Raw genomic sequence first — 25412 nt, 5'->3', positions numbered from 1 at the left:
ACCTGCGTCGGAGGGATGTCTCCGGCAAGGGTCATGCGTTAATGAGGTGGCGACCTCTATCGGCGGTGGAATGCTCATCCGCATCCTGCAGCCGCACCACTTGTGCATTTATGCACGGCGTCGTTCGGGAACCGACCCCACCGAAAGCGTTAGTTCAGCGTGATCTGCTGGAAATTCTCGACGCGGTCGTGGCCATTTGCGGCGGCGCCGTTACGCGGCATGGCGTAGTCCTCGCGCCGGTCCAGCAACCGGGTCTGCAGGCCGGCTTCGCGCGCGGCATCCAGCTCCTCGACCACATCGGAGAGGAACAGGATCTCGCCTGCAGGAACGCCGATGGCCTTGACGATGTTGCGGTAGCTGCCGGCCTCACGCTTGCCGCCGATCTCGGTGTCGAACCACCCCGACACGAGGCCGGTCAGGTCGCCGGCTTCGCTGAAGCCGAAGAACAGCTTCTGCGAGGGCACCGACCCGGACGAGTACACGTACAGCGGCTTGCCCTGCGCGTGCCAGCCGCGCAGCGCGGCCGCCACTTCCGGGTAGAAGTGGGCCTTGTAGTCGCCATTGCGGTAACCGGCTTCCCAGATCATGCCCTGCAGCGCCTTCAGCGCGGTGTGCTTGCGGTCCTGGTCGATCCAGCCCTGCAGGGTTTCCACGATCAGCGGGTCCTGGCAGGCACCGCCGATTTCCACCGCCACCGCGTCCAGCCAGCGACGCACCTCCGGCTGCTGGCCGTGCGCGGCGACGAATGCCGGCAGTGCCTGTCGCGCATACGGGAACAGCACGTTCTTGACGAACGAAATGCTGCTGGTGGTGCCTTCGATGTCGGTCAGGATGACAGTGGGGTGGGGCATGGATCAGGACGCCTTGGTCGGAATGTAGCGGGGGAATTTCTGCGCGATGTCGGTGCCGGTGAAGTGCCCGACCCAGCCATCCGGCTCGGTGAAGAAGCGGATGGCCACGAAGCTGGGTTCATCGCCCATGTCGAACCAATGGGTGGTGCCGTCCGGCACCGCGATCAGGTCGTCCTTCACGCACTCGATCTCGTACACCTTGTCCTCGACGTGCAGGGTGAACAGACCCGACCCGGCGACGAAGAAGCGGACCTCGTCTTCCTTGTGGAAGTGCTCATCGAGGAATTTCTTCCGCAGCTCGGCGCGGTTGGGGTTGTCCGGGGCGATCGAGGCCACGTCCACGCTCTTGAAGCCGTGCTGGGCGACCAGCCGATCGATGTCGGTACGGTAGGCGGCGAACACCTCGTCCTGGCTGGCACCCGGGGCGACCTCGTGGGCGGCCTGCCAGCGTTCGAAAGTCACCCCGATCTTCTCCAGCTCGGCGGCGATGGTCGCGCCGTCCTGGGTGTCCAGCAGCGGGGTGTCGGGGGCGTCGTGGTTGTAAATGCGCAGTCGGCTCATGGCGGCAGCTTGAACGGCGAGGGGGGACAACAGTGTGTAGTGCCGGGCTCTGCCCGGCAACCGTTCAGCCGTCCCGGAATTCAGTGTCCCAACCGCCACGCCCGGTAGCGCCGGCCGTTGGCCGGCCCACGCGGCATCCGCCCAACCGGCAACGCCTCAGGGCCCGCGCAGCTTCCGCAGTTCCAGCTCGCAGTGCAGCAGGAACTCGAACGCCTCGAGGTGGCGACGCGCCTCGGCCATGTCCCGGCCCCACGCGTACAGGCCATGCCCGTCGATCAGGTAACCCCACATGCAGCCTTCATCGAGCTTCTGCTCTACCTTGGCCGCCAGCTCATCCATGTCCTGGGTGTTGGCGAACACCGGCACGTCGACGGCGGTTTCATGGGTGCTGTTGCCATGGAAGGCTTTCAGCAGTTCATACCCTTCCAGCCGGATGTGGCCGTTGGCCGCGTACAGGCGCGAGGCAATGGTCTGCACGGGCGAATGGGTGTGCAGCACGCAGCCGATTTCCGGGAAACGGCGATACAGCTGGGTATGCAGCAGGGTCTCGGCAGACGGGCGCAGCGGCCGGCCCACGGCCTTGCCGTCGAAGTCGACCACCATGATGTCGTCTTCGATCAGGCGGCCCTTGTCCTTGCCGGACACGGTGATCGCCGCATGCTGGTCATCCAGCCGGTGCGAGAAGTTGCTGCTGGTCGCCGGCGTCCAGCCGGCCTGGGCCAGCTCGCGGATGTTGTCGATCAGCACCTGGGCCAGGTCGCTCAGACGAGCCGTGTCGTAGGGGGCGTTGTTCATGGCGGGCATTTTAACGGCGTTGCGCGTTAAAAGCAGGTTCCCGGGGCAGGGCCAAGGGTGACGACCAACGGTCGTCACCTACCGGATTCCGGCCTGGCCAGGTTCGCATCAGCCGCGCAGGCGGCTGTGCTTGAAGCTGTACCCGAAATAGATCGCGAAGCCGATCACGGTCCAGACGCCCATCAGCATCCAGTTGTGCAGGGTCATGGCCGACAGCAGGGCCAGGCAGCTCAGCACGCCCAGGCTGCAGACCAGCCAGGCGGCCGGGATGCGGAACGGACGCGGCAGGTCCGGCTGGGTGCGGCGCAGGATCATCACGCCGGCACAGACCGCCGCGAACGCGATCAGCGTGCCCATCGAGGTCAGCTCGCCCAGCACGTCCAGCGGGAACAACGCGGCCAGCAGGGCGATGCCGATGCCGGTGATCACCGTGTTGATGTGCGGCGTGCGGTAGGTCGGGTGGATCCGGGTGAACACCTTCGGCAGCAGCCCGTCGTTGGCCATGATCATGAAGATGCGCGGCTGCGCGATCACCATCACCAGCACCACCGACGACAGCCCGATCAACGCGCCGATCTCGACCACCACCCGCAGCCAGCCGAGGCTGGGATGGGCGGCCACCGCGGTCACCACCGGCTCATCGGTACCCAGCAGGGTGTAGGGCACCAGCCCGGTCATCACCGCTGCCATGGCGATGTACAGCACCGTGCAGATCACCAGCGACAGCAGCATGCCGATCGGCATGTCGCGCTGCGGCCGGTGCGATTCCTGCGCCGCCACCGACACCGCCTCGAAGCCGATGTACGCGAAGAACACCATCGCTGCGCCGCGCAGCACGCCTTCGAAGCCGAACTTGCCGGGGCCTTCGTTGGCCGGGATGAACGGCGACCAGTTGGCCGGGTCCACGTACTTCCAGCCGACCACGATCACCAGCACGATGAGCCCGGTCTTCAGCACCACCATCGCCATGTTCATGGCCGAGGACTTGCTGATGCCCACGTAGCACAGCCAGGTCAGCAGCAGCACCAGGATCGCGGCGGGCAGGTTGGCGATCGCGCCGGTGGGGCGCAGCTGCGCGTCCAGCGGTGCACTCACCAGCGCCGATGGCAGGTAGATGTCGAAATGACTGAGCAGGCTCAGGAAGTAGCCGGTCCAGCTGACCGCCACCGCCGAGGCCGACACCCCGTACTCCAGCACCAGCATCCAGCCGATGAACCAGGCCGCCAGCTCGCCGAAGGTGGCGTAGGTGTAGGTGTAGGCGCTGCCGGACACCGGCACCATCGAGGCGAATTCCGCATACGCCATGGCGCAGAACGCGCAGCAGATCGCGGCCAGCACGAACGACAGCATGATCGCCGGGCCGGCGTGGTTGGCCGCGGCCTGCCCGGTGATCACGAAGATGCCGCCGCCGATCACCGCGCCGATGCCCAGCGCGGTCAGGCCCCACGGGCCCAAGGTGCGTTTCAGGCTCAGCCCGTTGGCATCTTCATGGGCGGCGTGCGGGTGCTTGGTGGCCCACAGTTGTTTCAGCATGGGATCACGAAACCTTGTTGAGCTTGCTGTGGCGCATGCCATAGCCGAAGTAGATCAGCAGGCCCAGCACGGTCCAGCCCACGAACAGGTGCCAGTGCACCACGAACGCCTGCCAGAACAGGAACAGGCAGGCCAGCGCGCCGACCGGGCAGATCAGCCACACGGCGGGTACGCGGAACGGACGGGGCAGCTCGGGGCGGGTATAGCGCAGTACCAGCACGCCGATGCAGACGGTGGCGAAGGCCAGCAGCGTGCCCATCGAGACCAGTTCGCCCAGCACGTTCAGCGGCATCAGGCCGGCCAGGGCGGCGGCCAGCACGCCGACCACGATGGTGGCCCAGTACGGGGTGCGGAAGCGGGCATGGACCTTGCCGAAGATCTTCGGGATCAGGCCGTCGCGCGAGATCGTGTAGGCGATTCGGGTCTGGCCCATCATCATCACCAGCACCACCGAGGACAGGCCGGCGATGGCGCCGATCTCCACCGCGGTCTTGAGCCAGGACAGGCTCGCATACGGCTCCAGCGCGGTCGCCACCGGCTTGTCGGTGCCGAGCAGGGTGTACTGCATCATGCCGGTCAGCACCGCGCAGACGATGATGTAGACGATGGTGCACACGGCCAGCGAGCCGAGCAGGCCGATCGGCATGTTGCGCTGCGGGTCCTTGGTTTCGCCGGCGGCGGTGGAGACCGCATCGAAACCGATATAGGCAAAGAAGACGATGGTGGCTGCGCGGAACACGCCGCTCCAGCCGAACTCGCCGGACACGCCGGTGTTCTCCGGAATGAACGGGGTCCAGTTGGCCATGTCGATGTGTTGCGCGCCGAAGCCGATGAACAGGCAGATCACGGTGACCTTGATCGCCACGATGATCGCGTTGACGAAGGCCGACTGGGTCACGCCCACATACAGCAGGCCCGACACCGCCGCCACGATCAGCACCGCCGGCAGGTTGAACAGCTTGCCAGAGGAAATGAACTCGTGGCCGGTCCAGGCGATCGGCGCCGCACTGAGCGCGTCGGGGAACGGCATGTGCAGCGTAGTGGTGATGAAGCTGATCAGGTACGCAGACCAGCCGACCGCGACCGAGGCCGAGGCGAACAGGTACTCCAGCACCAGGCACCAGCCGATGAACCAGGCCATGCCTTCGCCGAGGGTGGCGTAGGAGTAGGAGTAGGCACTGCCGGAGACCGGCATCATTGCCGCGAACTCGGCGTAGCACAGGCCGGCCAGGGCGCAGGCGAAGCCGGCGATCACGAACGACAGCATCACCGCCGGGCCGGCATGGTTGGCAGCGGCCTGGCCGGTCAGCACGAAGATACCCGCGCCGATCACCGCACCAATACCCAGCATGATGAGATGTTTCGCCGTGAGGGTCCGTTTCAGCGAGGCTTCGCCATCCAGGCTGCCTTCGATCGGCTCGCCGGCATCGACGTGGCCGGCCGGTTCGACCGGTTTGACCCTCAACAGAGACTTCAGCATGCAGTGCTTCCCAGGAAAAAAGACGGTAGAGCGGGGCATTGCCCCGCTACAACAATGACGGGCCTGCGATCCATCGCCGCAGACCCTTGAGTTCATGGTCGGCCGCCCCAATCGGACGACCCGCTGTACCTTAGCCAAAGCCTGAGCCTGCTTACAAGCGCAAATGCAGCATGCCGGGCGATAATTGGCCAAATCCGCCTTCTGCCCGGCCTGCCATGCCCCAAATCCCTGAATCCGTTGTAGGACTTGACCTCGCGCTGCGCGAGCAACTGGCCTATTACGCCCGTCGCCACCCCGAGCATGCCGCGCTGGCTGACGAATTCGGCACACTGCTCGACGACGCGGAGAATCCCTTCCTGCGCAGCCGCCTGGCCGGCCACTTCACCGGCAGCGCGTGGCTGGTCAGCGCCGATGGCGCGCGGGTGCTGCTGACCCACCACCGGAAATTGAACCGGTGGCTGCAGCTGGGCGGGCATGCGGACGGCGAGCGCGACCTGGCCAAGGTTGCGCTGACCGAGGCCGAGGAGGAGTCCGGCATGACGGGGCTGGTGCTGGAGGATGGGGCTGTGCTGTTCGATATCGACAAGCACTGGATCCCGGAACGGCCGGACGTCCCCGGCCATTGGCACTATGACGCCCGGTATGTCGTGCGAGCCGTGGGAAGCGAGGCATTCGCGATCAGCGAGGAATCGTTGGCGCTGGCATGGCGCGAGGTAACCGATGTGGCCAATGCCGCGATCGAGACGCCGGACGGTGACGATTCGTTGCCGCGCATGGCCAGGCGGTGGCTGGCGCGGTGAGTCCGTACCGACCAACGGTCGGTACCTACCGGTGTGTACAGCCATCGTTCGCCATCCCCGGTGCGGCATGACGACCGTCGGTCGTCACGCCCCACGCGGTAGATGACGACCGTTGATCGTCATGCCCGATACGGCAGATGACGACCGTTGGTCGTCATGCCCGATACGGTAGATGACGACCGTTGGTCGTCATGCACTGGATCAATACAGAACGCGCGTGCGCAGCGTGCCCGGAATCGCCGCCAGCTCTTCGCGCACCGCCGCCGCCTGTTCCTCGCTGGCGGTGATGTCGATCACCACGTAGCCGACCTTCGGGTCGGTGCGCAGGAACTGGCCGTCGATGTTGACGTTGTGGCGCGAGAAAATCTCGTTGACCCGGGACAGCACGCCCGGCACGTTCTGGTGGATGTGCAGCAGGCGCAGGCTGTCTTCGTGCTCGGGCAGGGTGACTTCAGGGAAGTTGACCGCCGACAGCGTGCTGCCGTTGTCGCTGTAACGCACCAGCTTCGCCGCCACCTCCACGCCGATGTTGTCCTGCGCTTCCAGCGTGCTGCCCCCCACGTGCGGGGTCAGGATCACGTTGTCGTGCGCGGTCAGCGGCGACACGAACGCATCGCCGTTGCCCTTCGGTTCGACCGGGAACACATCCAGCGCCGCACCCCCGATGTGGCCCGAGCGCAGCGCCGCATCCAGCGCTTCGATATCCACCACGGTGCCGCGCGCGGCGTTGATCAGGTGCGCGCCAGGACGCATTTTCCCCAGCTGCGCCGCGCCGATCATCCACTGCGTGGCTGCCGTTTCCGGAACATGCACGGTGACGATGTCGGCGCGCGCCAGCAGGTCGTCCAGGTCGATCGCAGCACGGGCATTGCCCAGCGACAGCTTGGTTTCGATGTCATGAAAGATCACCTGCATGCCCATCGCTTCGGCCATCACGCCGACCTGGGTTCCGATGTGGCCATAGCCGACGATGCCCAGGGTCTTGCCGCGCACTTCATGGCTGCCGGCGGCCGATTTGGACCAGCCGCCGCGGTGGCATTCGGCGTTTTTCTGCGGAATGCCGCGGGTCAGCATGATGGCCTCGGCAATGACCAGCTCGGCCACGCTGCGGGTGTTGGAGTAGGGCGCGTTGAACACCGGAATACCGGCCAGCTCGGCCGCTTCCAGGTCCACCTGGTTGGTGCCGATGCAGAAGCAGCCCACCGCCATCAGTCGCTTGGCGTGGGCCAGCACCTCGGCGCTGAGCTGGGTGCGCGAGCGGATGCCGACGATGTGCGCCTCGGCGATGCGCGCCTTGAGCTCGTCTTCGGGCAGCGCCTTGCTGTGCAGTTCGATCTGCGAATACCCGGCGGCGCTGAACACGTCGATCGCGGTCTGGCTCACCCCCTCCAGCAACAGCACGCGGATATCCTGCTTCGGGAACGAGGTCTTCTTCGGCGACATGGGCAAGCGGCAGCATGTTGGGCGGGAGCTGCCCACTATGCCAGAACGAGGCGGGGATGGTGCGGTGCGCCATGGCGAGGGTGAGCGGTTTCAGATGCGACTAATTGTTGGCGAGGTCGCACGACCAACGGTATGCCCGGCCACGGCCGGGCACCCTTCGGGCCGTCGGCAAGCGACGTTGGGAACGGCGACACCGTTCCCTGCGTGCGCTACCCTTTGGAATTGCCCCGGCTCCTCTGTTCATATGACTGATCCGCGCCTTGATTCGCTGTTGCAGGACTGCCCCGGGCTGCGGCTCACCACCGCGCCGGCCGAACTGGAGCATTACGGGCGGGACTGGACCCGGCGCTGGACGCCGGCGCCGCTGGCGATCGCCTTGCCGGGCAGCGTGGCCGAGGTGCAGGCCATCCTGCGCTGGGCCAGCGCACAGGGCGTGGCGGTGGTGCCGTCGGGCGGCCGTACCGGTCTGAGCGGGGGCGCCGTGGCCGCCCACGGTGAACTGGTGCTCAGCCTGGAGCGCATGAACAAGCCGCTGGCCTTCGATGCGGTCGACCGCACCCTGACCGTGCAGGCCGGCATGGCGCTGGAAGCCGTGCACAACGCCGCGCGCGAACACGGGCTGATCTACCCGGTGGACTTCGCCGCGCGCGGCTCCTGCTCGATCGGCGGCAACATCGCCACCAACGCCGGCGGCATCCGCGTGATCCGCTACGGCAATACGCGCGAGTGGATTGCGGGGTTGAAGGTGGTTACCGCCAGTGGCGAACTGCTCGAGCTGAACAAGGGGCTGATCAAGAATTCCAGCGGCTACGACTTCCGCCAGCTGCTGATCGCGTCGGAAGGCACGCTCGGGGTGATCGTCGAGGCCACCCTGAAGCTCACCGATCCGCCGCCGGCCAGCAACGTCATGCTGCTGGCGCTTCCGTCGTTCGAGGTGCTGATGCAGGTGTTCGCGGCGTTCCGCGAGCGGCTGCAGCTGCAGGCTTTCGAGTTCTTCACCGACCGTGCGCTGGAGCACGTGCTGGCGCATGGCGCGCAGGCGCCGTTCGCCGAGGTCCACCCGTTCTATGTGGTCACCGAGTTCGCGGCCGACGACGAAGCGCAGGAGGCGGCGGCGATGGCTGCGTTCGAGGCCTGCATGGAGCAGGGCTGGGTCAGTGACGGGGTGATCAGCACCAGCGATGCGCAGGCCGCGCAGCTGTGGCGCCTGCGCGAAGGCATCACCGAGGCGGTGGCGCGCTACAAGCCCTACAAGAACGACGTGTCGGTGCGGATCTCGGCCATGCCGGCCTTCATGGCGCGCACCCAGGCGTTGATCGGCGAGGCGTATCCGCACTTCGACGTGGTCTGGTTCGGCCATATCGGCGACGGCAACCTGCACATCAACGTGCTCAAGCCCGACGACACCGACGATGCGCGGTTCCTGCAGCAATGCGAAGACGTGACCAAGCTGCTGGCGCAGGTGCTGAAGGAATTCCACGGCAGCATCTCGGCCGAGCATGGCATCGGCCTGGTCAAGAAGGGCTACCTGGACAGCACCCGCGGTGCAGCCGAAATCGAGCTGATGAAGGCGGTCAAACGTGCGTTTGATCCCCAAGGGCTGCTGAATCCCGGCAAGGTGTTCGACTTGTAACAGGCGACAGGATTTCACATAGCCGATACGCTTTGCCTCTTCCTGTCCTCAACGAACCCAAGATGAAGCGATCGATCCTGCTGTTTGCCGTGCTCGCCCTGCCGCTTTCGGCATTCGCCTCCAGCTTCGCCGGCTCCTCGGCGGGTTCGGCGTCCGGTGCCTCCTCGGCCGGTTCGTCCAGCTCGGACGATGACAAGGTGGTGGTGGACGCGCGCGAAGACGCAGCCGCGTTCGTGGCCACCGATGGCGCCATCCGTGGTGCCCGCCTGGAAGCGGCGCTCGTGCACCTGCGCGAAACCGGCGCGGCCCAGCGCGACGCCAGCGACATGCAGCTGGCCCAGGCCCTGCTGGCCCGCTGATGCAGCTGCGCCGCCGGGCCCTGCGCCGATGCGCGGCGGCCCTGGCGGCGTTGCTGGCCGCCCCGGCCGCGCAGGCTGCACTTCAGCTGCAGTTGCAGGCCGATGGGCTTGATCCTGGCCAGCGGGCGAACGCCGAGCAGGTGCTGCAGCAGGCGCCCGCGCTTCTGCCTGCGTCATGGCAGGCGCGCTTCGTCGCCCCGGTGACCCTTTCCTGGTCGGACCAGCTTCCCGACAGGGTGCATGGCCGCACCCGCAAGACCGTGGTCACCCTGCGGCGAAGCCTGCTGGACGAGGTTCAGCCCGGCCAACCCCTCCCGCGTGCAGTGCAGGCCGCGCTGATCCACGAGTTGACCCACGTGCTGGACCGCGCCACCGACGGTGGCTGGTCGTACAGCGCACGCTGGCGGGACCTGGCCGGCTGGCAGCAGCGCCCGTGGCGCTGGGGCCGCGGCGCCAATGCATTCACCGAACGCAGTCCCGATCCGTACGAGCGCCACAGTCCGGCCGAATATCTGGCGGTCAATGCCGAGCATTACCTGCTCGATGCCGATTACGCGTGTCGCCGCCCGGCGCTGGCGGCATGGTTTGCCGAGCACATCGGGTCGGGGCCGCGGGCCACCTGCGACCCGCGCATGGCGCTGGTACAGGCCGGCGAGGTCACCGGCGAGGCCTCGTTGCTGGAGCTGGACCCGCAGCGCGTGTACGCGGTGGACTACCTGCTGGCCGAAGGCAACGACCAGCTGATGAGCCGCTGGGGCCACAGCATGCTGCGGCTGGTGATCTGCGCGCCGGGGCGTCCGCGCGGTCCGGTCTGTCGGCTGGACCTGGCCGAGCATCGGGTGCTGTCGTTCCGCGCGTTCGTCGGCGATGTGCAGATTTCCAGCTGGCGCGGCCTGACCGGTGCCTATCCGTCGCGCCTGTTCGTGTTGCCGCTCAATCAGGTGATCAACGAATACACCCAGCTGGAGCTGCGCGGGCTGAAGTCGGTGCCGCTGGCGCTTGATGAAAGCGACGTCGCCAGCCTGCTTGAGCGCGTGGGCCAGGTGCACTGGAGCTATGACGGGCGGTATCGCTTTGTCAGCAACAACTGCGCGGTGGAAACCGGCAAGCTGCTGCAGGAAGGCGTGCCGCGCTGGGCCGATCCCGGCCTGAACCGGCTGAGCCCTGGTGGCCTGCTGCGCCGGCTGGAGCGTCAGGGTCGCGCCGATGGCGCGGTGCTGGACGACCGCCGCGAGGCGATGCGGCTGGGTTATTACTTTCCGTCGGCACAGGCGCATTACCAGCAGCTGTTCGATGTGGCGCGTGCGGAACTGGCACTGCCGACCACCCAGGTGACCGGATGGTTGGCGTTGCCTGCGGCGCAGCGTGCGCACTGGGCGGAACGGGGCGGCCTGCGTGCGACCTCCGCGCTGCTGCTGCTGGAACAGGCAGCGCGGTACCGGGAAGAGTTGCGTGCGCGGGATGGGTTGAAGCGCACGTTGGGCGACTCGGGTGCCGCTGGCGATGAAGCCCACGCAGCGTTGCTCAAGCTGCTGGAGGATGCAGGGCAGTTGGTGAATCCAGCCGGGTTGGTGGGAGGCAAGGGATATGGGTTGCCGACGGCGGATGAGCGGCTCGCAGCGGCAGAGGCTGCCCGGCAGATCAGCGCCCGCGGCGTGCCGGCATGGACGGCGTTGCAGGACCGCATGCGCGCGCGATTGCCGGCGGTGCAGCAGCAGGAGCTGGCCACGATCGACGACACCCTGGCCCGGCTGGGCAGCCGGATGCGACAACTGGCCCGCGAAGGGACGTAGAGCCACGCCCTGCGTGGCTGCTTTTCGTCGGCACCGCGCAGCCACGCAGGGCGTGGCTCTACGGGTTGGTCGTGCACCCCAGCAGCCGGGCGATCCAGCCGACGGCGTTTCACCTCTGGTCACACCCTGAAGGCTACGATCCCCGGTTGAACCAGAACATCGGCAAGGAGTCGAACATGCGCGTATCTCCCTTCATTCTCAGCCTGGCCATCGCCACCGGCCTGGCCGCGTGCCAGCCGGCGCAGCAGGCTGACGGCGCCGGGCCCGACGCGGTCGCGGCCGGCAACGAAGCGCCGCCGCCGGCGGCAGCGCCCACGTCCGATGAGCGCGTCTTTGCCTTCCAGTGCGACGGCCTGGCGGTGCAGGCAACCTATCGCGGCCAGGATTCGGCCACGGTGGTGGTCGGCGGGCGCACGTTCCTGATGGCGTCCGAGCCGGCGGCGTCGGGCGCGAAGTTCGGCGACGGGCAGGGCAACGTGTTCTGGACCAAGGGCACTACCGAAGGCACGCTGACCCTCAAGGGCGAGCCGGATCGCAGCTGTACCGGCTCGGGGAAGGAGGGCGAGCTGGCTCCCGCCGCCGCCGCATCCGCCGCGCCTGCCTTCCGCGCCACCGGCAACGAGCCGGGATGGCTGGCGCAGGTCAGCGCCGGCGACACCCCCGTGTTGCGGGTGGAGACCGGTTACGGCGAGCAGAAGTTCGAGGTGCTGTCGCCGACCCAGGGCAAGGATGGCTGGTCGGGCAAGGCCGCCGATGGCACCGACGTCAAGGTCAGCTTCCAGCGCACGGTGTGCCACGACGACATGAGCGGGCAGGCCTTCGGCGCCACCGTGATGCTCACCGTAGGCGCCCGCCAGTACCACGGCTGTGGCGATTTCGCCGGGGCGCCGGCATTGGCCGAGCGCCCCTGAGAATCACCGCGCGTAGCGACACGCCATGCGTGTCCCACGGAATAACGAACCGCCCGCGTAGCGGCACGCCGCGCGTGTCCCACGGAATAACGAACCGCCCGCGTAGAGACACGCCATGCGTGTCCCACGGAATAACGAACCGCCTGCGTAGAGACACGCCATGCGTGTCCCACGCAATGAAGAACGCAGGCGCAGCCGGGCAGAGCCCGGCGCTACCTCAGTCGGCGCGGCCGGCAAACTCGCCGGTCGCGGTATTCACCAGCACGCGCTCGCCGTTGGTGATGTACTCCGGCACCATGATCTCGATGCCGGTGCTCAGTTTGGCCGGCTTCGGACGCTTGGTCGCGGTACCGCCCTTCATTTCCGGCGGGGTCTCGACCACTTCCAGTACCACGCTGCTGGGCAGCTGCACGGCCACCGGCTGGTCGTCGATCACCTGCACGTAGATGCCGGTCAGGCCGTCGGTGATGTAGCCGGCGTCATCGCCGATCACATCCGCGTCCAGGGTGTACGGGGTGTAGTCCTCATCGTCCATGAACACGAACGCATCGCCGTCCTTGTACGAATAGGTGGACTGGCGGCGCAGCAGTTCGACTTCCGGCAGGTTGTCGTCGGCATCGAAGCTGGCGTCCAGCTTGTTGCCGCCCGGCACGCTGTACATGATGAAGCGGAAGCGCACGTTGCCGCCGCGGCCCTGTGGCGAGCTGCGTTCGATGTCGCGGATCTGGTAGACGCCGCCGTTGTACTCGACGACGTTGCCTTTCTTGATGTCGTTGGCTTTCATGGAATGAAGGTTGGTTGTGGGAGGTAGGGTGGATTACTTCGGGGCCAGGCGCACCGCGCCATCCAGGCGGATGGTCTCGCCGTTGAGATAGGTATTGGTCAGGATGTGCCCGACCAGGCCGGCGAAATCTTCCGGCTTGCCCAGGCGCGGCGGGAACGGGATCGAGGCCGCCAGCGACTCCTGCACGGCCGGCGGCATGCCATCGACCATGGGCGTCCAGAAGATGCCCGGGGCGATGGTCATCACGCGGATGCCGAAGCGCGACAGTTCGCGCGCCATCGGCAGGGTCATGCCGACCACGCCGCCCTTGGACGCGGCATATGCGGCCTGGCCGATCTGGCCTTCATAAGCGGCGACGCTGGCGGTGTTGATGATCACCCCGCGCTCGCCGTCGTCGCCGGCGGCGTTGTGCTGCATGCGGTTGGCGGCCGCCTTGGCGACGTTGAAGCTGCCGACCAGGTTGACCATGACCGTGTTCTGGAAGGTCGCCAGCGGCATCGGCGCCTCCTTGCCCAGCACGCGGCCGGCGCCGAGGATGCCGGCGCAGCTGACCACGGCATTGAGGCCGCCGAGGAAATCGTGCGCCGCATCGATCTGCGCGGCAACGGCGGCCTCGTCGCTGACATTGGTGCTGAAATAGCGGGCCGCGTCGGCGCCGAGTTCGGCCACGGCGGCCGCGCCCTTTTCATCATTGAGGTCGAACAGGGCCACGCGGGCGCCCTGGGCCACCAGGTGCCGGGCCACCGACAGGCCGAGGCCGGAAACACCGCCGGTGACGACGGCGCGTACGGAAGACAGCTGCATTGCACGATCCCGCAGGTTCAAGAACCGCCGATTCTAGCGGATGCCGGCCCGTTCGCCGTTGTGCAGCGCAGGCGGGCGCTCAGTGGCGCGGCGGCAGGCGGCGGGCGAACTCGTCCGGGGCCATGCCGGGCGCGAACAGGAAGCCCTGGCCGACGGTGACCCCCATGTCGTGCAGGAACCGGCGCTGTTCTTCAGATTCGATGCCTTCGGCGACCAGGCCCAGGCCCAGGCTGCGGGCGATGCCGCACACAGCCTCGCACACCGCCACGTCCGAGCGGTTGCCGGGTACCCCTTCGACGAACATCTGGCTGAGCTTGAGCCCGTGGATGGGCAGCCGGCGCAGGTAATTGAGCGCGCTGTAGCCTTCGCCGAAGTCGTCGATGGTCAGCAGCACGCCCATCTCGCGCAGCCGCGCGAAGGTCTGCAGGGTGTCGGGCGCGTCCTCGATCAGTACCCGCTCGGTGAATTCCAGTTCCAGCGCGCTGCCGGGCAGGCCGTACTGGTCCAGCGCCTGGCGCACGTTGCGGGCCAGGTCCTCGCCGACGAACTGGCGGTAAGACACGTTCACCGCCACCCGCACGATGCCCAGGCCGGCGTCCTGCCACTGGCGCACCTGGCGGCAGGCTTCGTTGAGCACCCACAGCCCGATCCGCACGATGTCGCCGGTGCTCTCGGCATGGCCGATGAAGATGTCCGGGCGCAGTTCGCCCAGCTGCGAGTTGCGCCAGCGGATCAGCGCTTCGGCGGCCACCAGCTGGCCGGTATGCAGGTTCACCTGCGGCTGGTAGACCAGATGGAACTCGTCATCGTCCAACGCACGGTGCAGGCGGCTTTCTATCTGCAGGCGGTCGTGCTGGCGCTGCGCCAGTTCCGGGGAAAACACCTGCCAGCCGTTGCGGGTGCGCCGCTTGCAGTCGTACATGGCGATGTCCGCATTCTGGATCAGCTGCTGCGGGCGCAGGCCGTCCTGCGGTGCGCGGGCGATGCCGATGCTGGTGGTCACCGAAAACTCGTCGCTGCCGAAACGGAACGGCGTGGAGAAGGCGCGGGTGATCGCTTCGGCCAGGCGCTCGGGCTGGTCGGACTGGTCGCGGGTGTCGCAGACCACCAGGAACTCGTCGCCGCCAAAACGCGCCACCAGTCCTTCCGTGCCGATCGCCGTGGAAATGCGCCGGGTCGCATCGATCAGCAGTTCGTCGCCGGCGTTGTGGCCCAGCAGGTCGTTGACGGTCTTGAAGCGGTCCAGGTCGATGTACAGCACGCCAACCCGGCAATGGGTGGGGCTGCCCATGCGCGTGGCCAGGTCGGTCAGCACCGCATCGCGGTTCATGATGCCGGTGAGCGGGTCGGTACGTGCCTGGATGCGCAGGGTTTCCTCGGCATGCTTGCGCGAGGTGATGTCCTGCACGGTGCCGGCGATGCGCGCGGCGTTGACGTCGCCGGCCTCGGCCTCGCCGATCATGCGCACCCAGAACGAGTGGCCGTCGCTGCGCTGCCCCTGCAGTTCCAGCTCGAACGGCACCTGCCGGTCGATCACGTCCAGCAGGGCCTGCTGCAGCTGCGCGCGGTCGTCCAGGCGCAGGCAGTCCATCAGGTGCGACATGTCCTGCAGCGGCAGCTCCTGGCCGAGGATGCGCGCCGCTTCATCGGTGAGGTAAAGGCGCTGCAGGCCGCGGTCCCACTCCCAGCCGCCGATGTGCGCCAGCGACTGGGCGCGGTCGAACAGGGTGTTGTTGCGCTTGAGTTCGGTGATGTCGCTGAACAGCGCGAACACATGGTCGGGAATGTCGCGCCCGTTGCCGTATACCGGCACGTTGGTGGTGGAAATCCAGATCATGCGTCCGCGCGGCCGGTGGTAAAGGCCCACGATGGTGCTGCGGATGATGCGTCCGCGGTTCAGCGCTTCGCTGGCCGGCCACTGCTCGCGGGTAAGCGGGTGCCCGTGCTCGTCCACGCTGATCCAGTCGTCCGGGGTCAGCATGGCGGCCAGGCTGCCGCCATTGCCCTGCGTGCCCAGGATGCGGTGCGCGGCCGGATTGGCCGAGATCACATGCAGGTCGCGGTCGAACAGGATCACGCCCTTGTCGATCGATTCCATCAGCAGCCGGTAACGTGATTCGGCCTGCCAGCGGCTGCTCAGGTCGCGCGCCACCGCCACGATGCAGTGCTCGCCCTGGTGCTCGAAGCCGGCAGAATGCACTTCCACCGGGAAGCGGCTGCCGTCACCACGCATGTTGGTAACTTCGATGACGTAGGTTTCGCCCCGGCGCAGCGCTTCCCAGACCGGATCGAGGTGGTCGCTGGGCAGGTCCGGGTTGAGCAGCTCGATCGGCTGGCCGATGATGTCTTCGCGGCTGCGCCCGTAGGCACGCACGCCGGCCTTGTTGAGGTCCAGCACCACCCCCGATTCACTGAGGATGCTGACCGGGTCGGGCACCGCGTCGAACAGCGCGGCGTAGCGGCGCAGCGCCAGCTGGCGCTCGTCCATGGCCTCCTGCAGGGCCTGCTGCACATCCCGCAGCAGGACATGCACGTCTTCGCCCGGCGGCTGCGCCAGCGCCTGCTCCAGCGCCGCGAGCGCATGCACGTGCCCGGTGAGGTGGTCACCGACCGCAGCATCCGTGCGCGGGCGGCGTCGGCTCATGTCGCGGCCAGGGCCCTGCCGGCCTTGCTGCCGGTCTCGCGGCCGAGCCGTGCGGCCAGCCAGCGGCCGGTGGCGGCCAGCGCCGGCAGATCGATGCCGGTACGCATGCCGATGCCGTGCAGCAGGTACACCACGTCTTCGCTGGCCACGTTGCCGCTGGCACCCTTGGCATACGGACAGCCGCCAGCGCCGGATACGGCTGAATCGACCACGCGCACGCCTTCGTCCAGGCACGCATCGATGTTGGCCAGCGCCTGGCCGTAGGTATCGTGGAAATGCACGGCCAGGGCGGGCATCGGCACTTCGCTGGCGACCGCGCGCAGCATGGCGCGGGCCTTGCGCGGGGTGCCGACGCCAATGGTGTCGCCGAGCGAGATTTCGTAACACCCCATGTCGTGCAGCGCGCGTGCGACGCGCACCACTTCGCTGACGGCGACCTCGCCCTGGTAGGGGCAGCCGAGCACGGTGGACACATAGCCGCGCACTTTTACCCCATCGGTGCGCGCGCGCTCGAGGATCGGAGCGAAGCGCGCCAGCGATTCGTCGATGCCGGCATTGGTGTTGGTACGGTTGAAGGTTTCCGAGGCGGCGGTGAACACCGCCACTTCCTCCACGCCAACCGCGAGGGCACGGTCGTAGCCCTGCTCGTTGGGCACCAGCACCGGGTAGGCGATACCGGGACGGCGTTCGATGCCGGCATAGACCTCGGCGGCGTCGGCCAGCTGCGGTACCCAGCGCGGGCTGACGAAACTGGTGGCTTCGATGGTGCGCAGGCCGGTCAGCGAGAGCTGGCGGATCAGCTCGATCTTGTCGGCGGTGGCCACCGGCTGGGCCTCGTTCTGCAGCCCGTCACGTGGACCGACTTCGACGATGCGGACGAAGTCATCCATGACGGCAGGCCGGGCAGGCGGAAGGCAAACGGAACTCAAGTGCGATCACGGAGCATCCTGGAAGAAAGTAACGGCGCAGTTGCCTGGCGGGCCACGACAGGGAGATACGCGGGATGGGAAACAAAGCGGCCAGCGGCTACCCTCAATCCTGGCTGACCCAATGCGGCGCACGCTTGTCCAGGAACGCGCCAAGGCCCTCCTGGCCCTCGGCCGAGACCCGCAGGCGGGCGATCAGCGCGGCGTTGTCGCGGTCCAGCGCATCGCGGTCATGACCGCCAGCAACCCGGCGGACCAGCTGCTTGGCCGACGCCGCGGCGATCGGCCCGGCCTTGTCCAGCAGGCCCAGCTGGCGCTGCACGGCTTCGTCGATGCGTTCAGGTTCGACCAGCTGGTGCACCAGCCCGATCCGCAGCGCGGTCTCGGCGTCGAAGTGCTCGCCGGTGGTGAACCAGCGGCGGGCCTGGCGCGGCCCGATCGCATCGATCACATAGGGCGAGATGACGGCTGGGAGCAGGCCCAGCCGGCTTTCGGTGAGGCCGAAGCGGGCATTGGTGCTGGCGATGGCGATGTCGCAGCAGGCCACCAGGCCGACCCCGCCGCCAAACGCGGCGCCGTGGACGCGCGCGATGGTCGGCTTGGGCAGTTCGTCCAGGGTCCGCATCAGCCGGGCCAGCGCCAGCGAGTCCTGGCGGTTGTCTTCCTCGCTGGCCGCGGCCATGCCCCGCATCCACTGCATGTCGGCGCCGGCCGAGAATGAGGCGCCGGTGGCCGCCAGCACCACCGCGCGCACCTCCGGGTCGCGTCCGGCCGCGTCCAGCGCTGCGGTGAGCGCGGCGATCAGGCCGGCATCGAAGGCGTTGTGCAGGGTGGGGCGGTCCAGCCACAGGGTCAGCACCGCAGCGCTGCGTTCGATCCGTAAAGCGTCACTCATCTCGGGGCCTGCGCCTGCTTCATACATGTATGGATCATAGCGGGCCACGCCGGCCGGGCCATGACGCGGCGCGGCGATGCTAGAATTGATAACCATTCTTATCGACCAGAAGGCGACCTGTGACGTTGTCCGATCTGCCGCTGCACGCCTCCGCCCTGGTGGAGTCGGTGCGCGAACTTCATGCAAACGACGCCATCGCCCGCCGGCTCCAGGAGCTGGGATTCGTGAAGGGGGAAGATGTGCGCCTGGTAGCCCGGGGTCCCATCGGCGGCGAGCCGCTGCTGGTGCAGGTCGGGTTCACCCGCTTCGCGCTGCGCCTGGCCGAGGCGGCGCGTATCGAGGTCAGCGCCCAGGCCCCGGGAGCGGCCGCATGAACGCTGCCGCGACCCTGCGCGTTGCCCTGGTCGGCAACCCGAACAGCGGCAAGACCGCGCTGTTCAACCAGCTCACCGGCAGCCGCCAGAAGGTGGCCAATTACACCGGCGTCACCGTCGAGCGCAAGGAAGGCCGCATGCGCGCGCCGTCCGGGCGTGAATTCGCCGTGCTTGACCTGCCGGGCGCCTACAGCCTGCAGCCGGCCAGCCTGGACGAAGCGATCACCCGCGACCTGTGCCGGGGGTTCTACCCGGGTGAGGCCGCCCCGGACGTGCTGCTGTGCGTGATCGACGCGACCAACCTGCGCCTGCACCTGCGCTTCGCGCTGGAACTGCGCGAGCTGGGCAAGCCGATGATCGTGGCGCTGAACATGGTGGACGCCGCCGAGCGCCGCGGCATCCGCATCGATGTGCCGGCGCTGGAGCGCGCGCTGGGCGTGCCGGTTGTGGAAACCGTGGCGGTGCGCCGCAATGGCGCGCAGGCGCTGGTCGAGCGGCTGGACGCGATGGTGCCGCACCTGGATGCCCCGGTCCCGGCAGCGACCGCCGGGGAGGACTACCACGTGCAGGTGCGCGGTATCCTCGCCGCCGCGGTGAACATGCCGACCCGCACCGCGAAGGTCGACGACGCGCTGGACCGCTGGCTGCTGCACCCGGTGTTCGGGCTGCTGACCCTGGCGGTGGTGATGTTCCTGATCTTCCAGGCGGTGTATGCCTGGGCCACGCCGGTGATGGACCTCATCGACGCCGGCACCGCCGCCCTCGGCGAATGGGTGGGAGGCACGCTGCCGGCCGGCCCGCTGAACAGCCTGCTTACCGACGGCATCATCGCCGGCGTGGGCGGGGTGGTGATCTTCCTGCCGCAGATCCTGATCCTGTTCGCCTTCATCCTGGCGCTGGAAGAGTCCGGCTACCTGCCGCGCGCGGCGTTCCTGCTGGACCGCATGATGGCCGCGGCCGGACTGTCCGGGCGCTCGTTCATCCCGCTGTTGTCCAGCTTCGCCTGCGCGGTACCGGGCATCATGTCCACGCGCAGCATCCAGGACCCGCGCGACCGCCTCGCCACCATCCTGGTGGCGCCGCTGATGACCTGTTCGGCGCGGTTGCCGGTGTACGCGCTGCTGATCGGTGCGTTCATCCCGCAGAAGACCGTGTGGGGCGTGTTCAACCAGCAGGGCCTGGTGCTGTTCGGGCTGTACGCGGCCGGCATCGTCAGCGCGCTGGCAATGTCCTGGACCATGAAGAAGTGGCGCCGCGACAAGAGCGAGCATCCTTTGATGCTGGAGCTGCCGTCCTACCGCCTGCCGCACCCGCGGGACCTGGCGGTCGGCCTGTACGAACGCGGCATGATCTTCCTCAAGCGGGTCGGCGGCATCATCCTGGCGCTGACCATCCTGCTGTGGTTCCTGCTGTCCTTCCCCGGCGCGCCCGCCGACGCGACGATGCCGGCCATCGACTACAGCTTTGCCGGCCGGATCGGGCATGCCATGGCGGTGTTCTTCGCCCCGCTGGGCTTCAACTGGCAGATCTGCATCGCGCTGATTCCGGGCCTGGCCGCACGCGAAGTGGCGGTGGCCTCGCTGGCCACCGTATATGCGCTGTCGGCCGCCGATGACGAAGCGGCCAGCCAGGCGCTGACCCCGCTGATCAGCGACGGCTGGTCGCTGGCCACCGCGTTGTCGCTGCTGGTCTGGTACATCTACGCGCCGATGTGCATTTCCACCCTGGCCACGATCAAGCGCGAAACCAACTCGTGGAAGCAGATGGGCTTTGCCACCTTCTATCTGTTCGCCGCGGCCTACATCGCTTCGCTGGTCACCTACCAGGTGACCGTGGCGCTGGGAGGCGGCTGATGGACGCCGGCCTGCTGCTGCAGTACGCCGTGATCGCGCTGGCCGTGCTGGTCAGTGCGTGGGTGGTGCTGAAGAAGCAGTTTCCCGGCACCGTGCGGCGGCTGCGCGGGGCGATCGCGCTGGCGTTGCTGAAGCCGCAGCGGCCGGCGTGGCTGCAGCGGGCAGGGCGCTGGATCGCCCCGCCTGCCAGCAGCGGCAGCGCGGCCTGCGGCGGATGCGACACCTGCGGACCGACCGCACCCACGCCCGGGCGCAAGCGCTGAGCCACCTGTCGCGTTGAGCCCGGCCGTGGTGCCGGGACTCTGGCAAGGTGGGGGGCTGGAGGTTCCGCGCCGCATGCGGAGTCCGTGCCCATGGAGATGTGATGAAGGTTGATTCCTGCCCGCCGGCGCTCGCTGGTCCGGCCCCGGATGTGCTGTCGCACGACCGCAAGCGGTCGCTGACGCGGACTCCGGTCGATATCCGCAACGGCGAGCCGACGCCCAAGATGGCGCGCATCGAGACCTGGGAAAAAGGCCGGTCCGACGCCGAGGTGCAGGTCATCGAACGGCTGCAGGAGCTGCTGCACGGTCGGGCGCCGTTCGCGACGCTGCTGCCCCTGGCCTGTCGCAGCAAGACCCTGGTCTCTGCCCTGAATCCCGTTGCCCGCGCGCTGCTGGCCGACCTGCGGTCCGGCAAGTCGCTCGGACCGCAGCAGTACGAAGCGATCAGCGCCGGGTTCAGCGGGGCGATGCAGCGGAGTGGTCTGTTCGAACCGGTAGGGTGATCGGCGCCACGCGCTGCCCGAGTGTGTTCAGGCAGGCCAGCGCGACTTCCAGGTAACGGCCACTTTCGCCATGCTGGAAGGCGCACGCCGCCGGGCGCTGCACCCTGGTGGTTCGCCACATGCCAAAGCGCTCTACCGGCAGCAGCGCATCCAGTTCCGCCCACCGCGCGGCCCTGGCGACCTGGATCAGCTGGCCGAGTTGGCGGTCGCGCTCCTGCCGCTCGCTGCGGGTTGCGGGAACAACCAGCGCGGGTACGCGGCTCGCTTCGGCGCTGCGGTAGAACACGGTCTCCAGCAGCGCGCACAGCTCCTGGCGCGCATGCTGCCAGTGCCCATGCGCTGGCATGCCCTGGGCCAGGCCGGCAATGCTTTCGCCGGCCCTGAACAACGCCCGTCGCAGCAGCGGCAACCGGTCGCGGTCGTCCTGCCCGCGCGCGGATTCGGCGCAGCGCCGGAGTTCAGCAAAGGCGAACCGCGCCAGTTCGGGCGGCAACAGGCTTTGGCGACCGGTCTGTGCGTCCAGCTGGCGGGCCAGCGCCAGCAGGCCGACGATGGGCGGGGGTTGGTTGCCGGCCGGCCGGGCAAGGTACAGCGCCACCGCATGCGGGTGGCCGCTGATCGCCTGCGCATGCAGGTCCATGATGTCGGCGGTCAGCTGCCCATGCACGCGCGCGTCGATGGTGGCCGACGGCAGTGCCTGCGGCGCCGTCGTCGGCGCGACCGCGGCCGGGTAGCGCAGCCGCACCGAATGCTCGCCGTCGACGCTGACCGTGCCGTTCTCGGAGCAGCGGGCGCGCAGGGTTACGCGGTATGCCGAATCCGGGTCAAGGATGCGTCGCTCGGGTAGCGCGTCCAGGCCGGCAGTGCGCGGCAGCGCGGCACCGAGCGGGCGGTCGTGGTGCACCACAAGCACGGCACGGGCGTCGTCAGGCGCCGTCGCGTCGATGGTCAAGTGGAAGCGGGTGTCGGCGCGGGGCGCGTCAGGGTGGCCGCCATCGTCACCGCGCAGCAGGGCGCCGTCCGGATGCAGGACGTTGCCGAAGAAGATGCAGGCTTCCAGCGGGGCCAGCATGCCCTGGTGGAGTTCCCGTACCAGTCGCTGCTGGACCGGCGGCAGCGCCTGCGTCGCGCGCTGGAAGGCCTGCAGCGACGCCTGCGGCACGCCGTCGAGGGTGTACGGGTTGCGCGCCAGGTCCAGTCCGAACTGATGCCAGGGATCGGCGCCGGCTCCATCCTGCGCCATCGAGGCGGTCAAGGCGGACGCCGTGGCGGCGCAGACGGAAGCAGGGAGTGCGCGCCGGCGCTCGCGCTGGCCGAGTCGCGCCATGGCGTCGGCAATGTCGCCCACGGTCGAGACGCGCTCCCCGGTCGGCTGGAACCCGCCGCGGCGCAGGGCGCCGGCGGTGCGCAGCGCGGCCGCCGCGTCCAGTCCGTGGGCGTGGGCCAGCAGGTACTCGGCCGATCCGTCTGCGACCGCACCCAGGCGTCCCTCTGCATCGCGCTGGACCGCGCAATGCCGGGGCAGGTCGAGCAGGGCCCGGCACTCGGCGAGTTGCTGCAGGGTGTCGGGCGACGGGGTTTCCTGGCGCAGGTCGCCGGCTTCCAGCGAGCCGGTCGAGCCCAGGTCGGGCAGCAGGTCCTCCTGGTCGTCCAGCCGCGAATGCAGCGACAGGCCCGAGCCGGCCCGCGGCAGCCGGTTGTGGATGATCGACAGGCTGCCCGCGAACGGGTGTACATCGGGCAGCGACCGGCATTTTCCCGGTGCGCCTGCGCGCGTGGAAAAGGGGCCGACAAACAGGGACGGGCTGCTGGAACTGCGGGACATGACAAGCATGGGGGCTGGCCTGGGCGGGGGATGCGGAGAAACTAGGCAAGCGTCGCCGCGCCCGCAGGATGCAATCGCGACAAGGCCACGTACGGGTCAGCTGACGTTGTCGATGTTGCCTCTTGTGCACGCTTGCCCGCACCCGCTAGCCTGCGTGCATGACTACGTCCCCGCTTCGCATTCTCATCCACGGCGCGTCCGGCCGCATGGGCCAGGCCCTGCTGCGGCTGGCGGCAGAGCGCGACGACCTGCAGGTCGTTGCCGCCATCACCCGCCGTTCGCCGGCCCAGCGCGTGGTCGAAGGCGTGCCGCATTTCGCCGCCAGCGAACTGCACGGCGCACCGCCGTTCGACGTGGCCATCGACTTCAGCCTGCCGGAGGGATTCGACCCGGTGCTGGCGCTGTGCGTGGAGCGTGGGGCAGGGCTGGTGTCCGGTACTACCGGGATCAGCGAAACCCAGCGCCAGACGCTGATCCAGGCCGCCGGCCGGATCCCGCTGGTGTGGGCGTCCAACTTCTCGCTGGGCGTGGCCGTGCTCGACGAGCTGGTCGAGCGCGCGGCCGCCGCATTGGCCGCTTGGGACTGCGACATCGTCGAATCGCACCATGTACACAAGCAGGACGCGCCGTCGGGCACCGCGCTGACCCTGGGCGCGGCGGCGCAGAAGGGCGGCGCGCAGCCGCATTACGCCAGCCTGCGGGCCGGGGACATCGTCGGCGAGCATCTGGTCCAGTTCACCGGCCTGGGCGAGCGCATCGAGCTGACCCACCGCGCCACCAACCGCGACATCTTCGCGCGCGGCGCGCTGTTTGCCGCCGTTCAGCTGAATGGACGCCCGGCAGGGAGTTATCGGGTGCGGGATCTGCTGGCGGGGAAAGACAGCTGAACGAGGCGGGGGCTGGCGGGACACGCGTGGCGTGTCGCTACGCCGCCTTGAACCTGCCGTGTAGGGACACGCCATGCGTGTCCACGCAGTCCGACACCATCCGGCGCTGAATACGCGTTACCACTGGCGCCCGGGTGACCTTCCCATTACAATTCCCGCTCGCCGAATCACGACAGCCGGACCGGTCCCGCACCGCAGTCCGCGCTTTTTTGCAACCGCTTTTCCGTGAAGCGTGGCGTGACTTCGGCGACCCCCTCGGTAGCCAAAGTGAGATTCCCGTGACCCAAGCCGCAATCCTCGTCCTCGAAGACGGCACCGTATTCGAGGGCGAATCCGTAGGCGCGCCCGGCCTGTCCGTCGGTGAAGTGGTGTTCAACACCGCCATGACCGGTTACCAGGAAGTGCTGACTGATCCCTCCTACGCACGGCAGATGGTCACGCTGACCTACCCGCATATCGGCAACACCGGCATGACCGACCAGGACGACGAGGCCCGCCAGGTGTGGTCGGCCGGCCTGATCGTGCGCGACGTGCCGCGCCGTCCCAGCAACTGGCGCAGCCAAGTGTCGCTGCAGGACTGGCTGCTGCAGCGTGGCGTGGTCGCCATTTCCGGCATCGACACCCGCAAGCTCACCCGCATCCTGCGCGAACGCGGCGCGCAGAACGGCGCCCTGATGGCCGGCGACGACCTCAACGTGGACGTGGCGCTGGAAGCGGCGCGCAAGTTCCCGGGCCTGAAGGGCATGGACCTGGCCAAGGTGACCAGCACCGAAAAGGCATACAGCTGGAACGAGGGCCAGCTCGACCTGGATTCGAATACGTTCGTCACTGCCGCCCCGCAGTTCAAGGTGGTGGCCTATGACTTCGGCGCCAAGCTGAACATCCTGCGCATGCTCGCCGAGCGCGGCTGCGACATCACCGTGGTGCCGGCGCAGACCCCGGCCGCCGAGGTGCTGGCGATGAATCCGGACGGCGTGTTCCTGTCCAACGGCCCGGGTGACCCGGAGCCGTGCGACTACGCCATCGAGGCGATCAAGGTGTTCCTGGACAAGCAGCTGCCGGTGTTCGGCATCTGCCTCGGCCACCAGCTGCTGGCGCTGGCCTCCGGCGCCAAGACGGTCAAGATGGGCCATGGCCACCACGGCGCCAACCACCCGGTGCAGGACCTGGACGACGGCCGGGTGATGATCACCTCGCAGAACCACGGCTTCGCGGTGGACGAAGCAACCCTGCCGGCCACCCTGCGCGTGACCCACCGTTCGCTGTTCGACGGCACCAACCAGGGCATCGCGCGCACCGACGTGCCGGCGTTCTCGTTCCAGGGTCACCCGGAAGCCTCGCCGGGCCCGCACGATGTCAGCCCGCTGTTCGACCGCTTCATTGCCCTGATGGCGCAGGCCAAGGCCTGACCGGCGGCAGCGCGACGGATCGCGCGCACCTGCACTGCCGCTGCCCTGGGCGCGGCGCTGCAGCCCTGAAGTTTCCTGATCGACAG

General features: G+C 68.2%; 23 protein-coding genes. 11 read left to right on the top strand and 12 right to left on the bottom strand.

The window, feature by feature from the left end; all coding sequences use genetic code 11:
- Positions 1 to 149 precede the first annotated feature (149 nt).
- The 5 genes from mtnC to FSZ13_RS02250 form a co-directional block, all read right to left on the bottom strand.
- Positions 150 to 851 (bottom strand): acireductone synthase, encoded by a 702-nt coding sequence (mtnC, locus tag FSZ13_RS02270; RefSeq protein ID WP_145477806.1) that lies wholly within the window; start codon positions 849 to 851, stop codon positions 150 to 152.
- A 3-nt stretch (positions 852 to 854) separates the two neighbouring features.
- Positions 855 to 1412: a 1,2-dihydroxy-3-keto-5-methylthiopentene dioxygenase gene (locus FSZ13_RS02265; RefSeq protein WP_145477805.1), complete on the bottom strand. Its 558-nt coding sequence runs from the start codon at positions 1410 to 1412 to the stop codon at positions 855 to 857.
- A gap of 156 nt (positions 1413 to 1568) precedes the next feature.
- Positions 1569 to 2207, bottom strand: a complete 639-nt coding sequence (locus tag FSZ13_RS02260) for a methylthioribulose 1-phosphate dehydratase (RefSeq protein WP_428999962.1) — start codon at positions 2205 to 2207, stop codon at positions 1569 to 1571.
- 108 nt (positions 2208 to 2315) lie between these two features.
- Complete coding sequence (locus tag FSZ13_RS02255) at positions 2316 to 3740, bottom strand: amino acid permease (protein WP_145477803.1); 1425 nt, start codon at positions 3738 to 3740, stop codon at positions 2316 to 2318.
- Positions 3741 to 3744: 4 nt separating this feature from the next.
- Positions 3745 to 5220, bottom strand: coding sequence for an amino acid permease (locus FSZ13_RS02250; RefSeq protein WP_145477802.1), 1476 nt, complete (start codon positions 5218 to 5220; stop codon positions 3745 to 3747).
- 170 nt (positions 5221 to 5390) lie between these two features.
- Here FSZ13_RS02250 and FSZ13_RS02245 point away from each other — a divergent pair, with 170 nt between their 5' ends.
- Complete coding sequence (locus FSZ13_RS02245; protein ID WP_428999961.1) at positions 5391 to 6020, top strand: NUDIX hydrolase; 630 nt, start codon at positions 5391 to 5393, stop codon at positions 6018 to 6020.
- A gap of 201 nt (positions 6021 to 6221) precedes the next feature.
- On the opposite strand, the gene serA is transcribed toward FSZ13_RS02245, so the two are convergent.
- On the bottom strand, positions 6222 to 7463 hold the full coding sequence (gene serA, locus FSZ13_RS02240) for a phosphoglycerate dehydrogenase (protein ID WP_145477801.1): 1242 nt from the start codon (positions 7461 to 7463) through the stop codon (positions 6222 to 6224).
- A 244-nt stretch (positions 7464 to 7707) separates the two neighbouring features.
- Here serA and FSZ13_RS02235 point away from each other — a divergent pair, with 244 nt between their 5' ends.
- The 4 genes from FSZ13_RS02235 (at position 7708) to FSZ13_RS02220 (ending at position 12159) form a co-directional block, all read left to right on the top strand.
- Complete coding sequence (locus FSZ13_RS02235; RefSeq protein WP_145477800.1) at positions 7708 to 9096, top strand: FAD-binding oxidoreductase; 1389 nt, start codon at positions 7708 to 7710, stop codon at positions 9094 to 9096.
- A 62-nt stretch (positions 9097 to 9158) separates the two neighbouring features.
- The gene (locus FSZ13_RS02230; protein WP_145477799.1) at positions 9159 to 9455 is read left to right on the top strand and encodes a DUF2388 domain-containing protein; all 297 of its coding nucleotides are present in this window, start codon (positions 9159 to 9161) and stop codon (positions 9453 to 9455) included.
- Positions 9455 to 11248 (top strand): DUF4105 domain-containing protein, encoded by a 1794-nt coding sequence (locus tag FSZ13_RS02225; protein WP_145477798.1) that lies wholly within the window; start codon positions 9455 to 9457, stop codon positions 11246 to 11248. Before FSZ13_RS02230 ends, FSZ13_RS02225 begins: the two co-directional genes overlap by 1 nt.
- A gap of 176 nt (positions 11249 to 11424) precedes the next feature.
- Positions 11425 to 12159: an MliC family protein gene (locus FSZ13_RS02220; protein WP_145477797.1), complete on the top strand. Its 735-nt coding sequence runs from the start codon at positions 11425 to 11427 to the stop codon at positions 12157 to 12159.
- Between the two features lie 217 nt (positions 12160 to 12376).
- On the opposite strand, the gene yeiP is transcribed toward FSZ13_RS02220, so the two are convergent.
- The 5 genes from yeiP to FSZ13_RS02195 all read right to left on the bottom strand — a co-directional run bounded on the left by yeiP (position 12377) and on the right by FSZ13_RS02195 (position 18212).
- The gene (yeiP, locus tag FSZ13_RS02215; protein WP_145477796.1) at positions 12377 to 12943 is read right to left on the bottom strand and encodes an elongation factor P-like protein YeiP; all 567 of its coding nucleotides are present in this window, start codon (positions 12941 to 12943) and stop codon (positions 12377 to 12379) included.
- A gap of 33 nt (positions 12944 to 12976) precedes the next feature.
- Positions 12977 to 13747: an SDR family NAD(P)-dependent oxidoreductase gene (locus FSZ13_RS02210; protein ID WP_145477795.1), complete on the bottom strand. Its 771-nt coding sequence runs from the start codon at positions 13745 to 13747 to the stop codon at positions 12977 to 12979.
- Between the two features lie 79 nt (positions 13748 to 13826).
- Positions 13827 to 16391, bottom strand: a complete 2565-nt coding sequence (locus FSZ13_RS02205; protein WP_145477794.1) for a sensor domain-containing protein — start codon at positions 16389 to 16391, stop codon at positions 13827 to 13829.
- The gene (locus FSZ13_RS02200; protein WP_145477793.1) at positions 16388 to 17281 is read right to left on the bottom strand and encodes a hydroxymethylglutaryl-CoA lyase; all 894 of its coding nucleotides are present in this window, start codon (positions 17279 to 17281) and stop codon (positions 16388 to 16390) included. Before FSZ13_RS02200 ends, FSZ13_RS02205 begins: the two co-directional genes overlap by 4 nt.
- 142 nt (positions 17282 to 17423) lie before the next feature.
- A complete protein-coding gene (locus FSZ13_RS02195) occupies positions 17424 to 18212 on the bottom strand; it encodes an enoyl-CoA hydratase-related protein (protein ID WP_145477792.1) in 789 nt (262 codons plus the stop codon).
- Positions 18213 to 18331: 119 nt separating this feature from the next.
- Here FSZ13_RS02195 and FSZ13_RS02190 point away from each other — a divergent pair, with 119 nt between their 5' ends.
- The 4 genes from FSZ13_RS02190 to FSZ13_RS02175 all read left to right on the top strand — a co-directional run bounded on the left by FSZ13_RS02190 (position 18332) and on the right by FSZ13_RS02175 (position 21205).
- A complete protein-coding gene (locus tag FSZ13_RS02190) occupies positions 18332 to 18586 on the top strand; it encodes a FeoA family protein (RefSeq protein ID WP_145477791.1) in 255 nt (84 codons plus the stop codon).
- The gene (gene feoB / locus FSZ13_RS02185) at positions 18583 to 20439 is read left to right on the top strand and encodes a ferrous iron transporter B (protein WP_145477790.1); all 1857 of its coding nucleotides are present in this window, start codon (positions 18583 to 18585) and stop codon (positions 20437 to 20439) included. The genes FSZ13_RS02190 and feoB overlap by 4 nt, the downstream gene beginning before the upstream one ends.
- The gene (locus FSZ13_RS02180; RefSeq protein ID WP_145477789.1) at positions 20439 to 20702 is read left to right on the top strand and encodes a DUF6587 family protein; all 264 of its coding nucleotides are present in this window, start codon (positions 20439 to 20441) and stop codon (positions 20700 to 20702) included. The genes feoB and FSZ13_RS02180 overlap by 1 nt, the downstream gene beginning before the upstream one ends.
- Positions 20703 to 20803: 101 nt before the next feature.
- Entirely contained in the window at positions 20804 to 21205 is a 402-nt protein-coding gene (locus tag FSZ13_RS02175; RefSeq protein WP_145477788.1) for a hypothetical protein, read from the top strand.
- On the opposite strand, the gene FSZ13_RS02170 is transcribed toward FSZ13_RS02175, so the two are convergent.
- Positions 21159 to 23030 carry a hypothetical protein gene (locus FSZ13_RS02170; RefSeq protein ID WP_145477787.1) on the bottom strand — a complete coding sequence of 624 codons (1872 nt, stop codon included), beginning with the start codon at positions 23028 to 23030 and terminating at the stop codon, positions 21159 to 21161. The two genes, FSZ13_RS02175 and FSZ13_RS02170, sit on opposite strands and share 47 nt — an antisense overlap.
- Positions 23031 to 23188: 158 nt before the next feature.
- Here FSZ13_RS02170 and dapB point away from each other — a divergent pair, with 158 nt between their 5' ends.
- Positions 23189 to 23917: a 4-hydroxy-tetrahydrodipicolinate reductase gene (gene dapB / locus FSZ13_RS02165; protein ID WP_145477786.1), complete on the top strand. Its 729-nt coding sequence runs from the start codon at positions 23189 to 23191 to the stop codon at positions 23915 to 23917.
- A 278-nt stretch (positions 23918 to 24195) separates the two neighbouring features.
- Positions 24196 to 25326 carry a glutamine-hydrolyzing carbamoyl-phosphate synthase small subunit gene (carA, locus tag FSZ13_RS02160; protein WP_145477785.1) on the top strand — a complete coding sequence of 377 codons (1131 nt, stop codon included), beginning with the start codon at positions 24196 to 24198 and terminating at the stop codon, positions 25324 to 25326.
- The last annotated feature ends 86 nt before the right edge of the window (positions 25327 to 25412 follow it).

This window comes from Stenotrophomonas rhizophila (assembly GCF_007667275.1).
GTDB classification, from domain to species: domain Bacteria; phylum Pseudomonadota; class Gammaproteobacteria; order Xanthomonadales; family Xanthomonadaceae; genus Stenotrophomonas; species Stenotrophomonas maltophilia_AE.
Note: the sequence above shows the minus strand (reverse complement) of the source record. Positions and strands in the feature narration are given on the sequence as shown.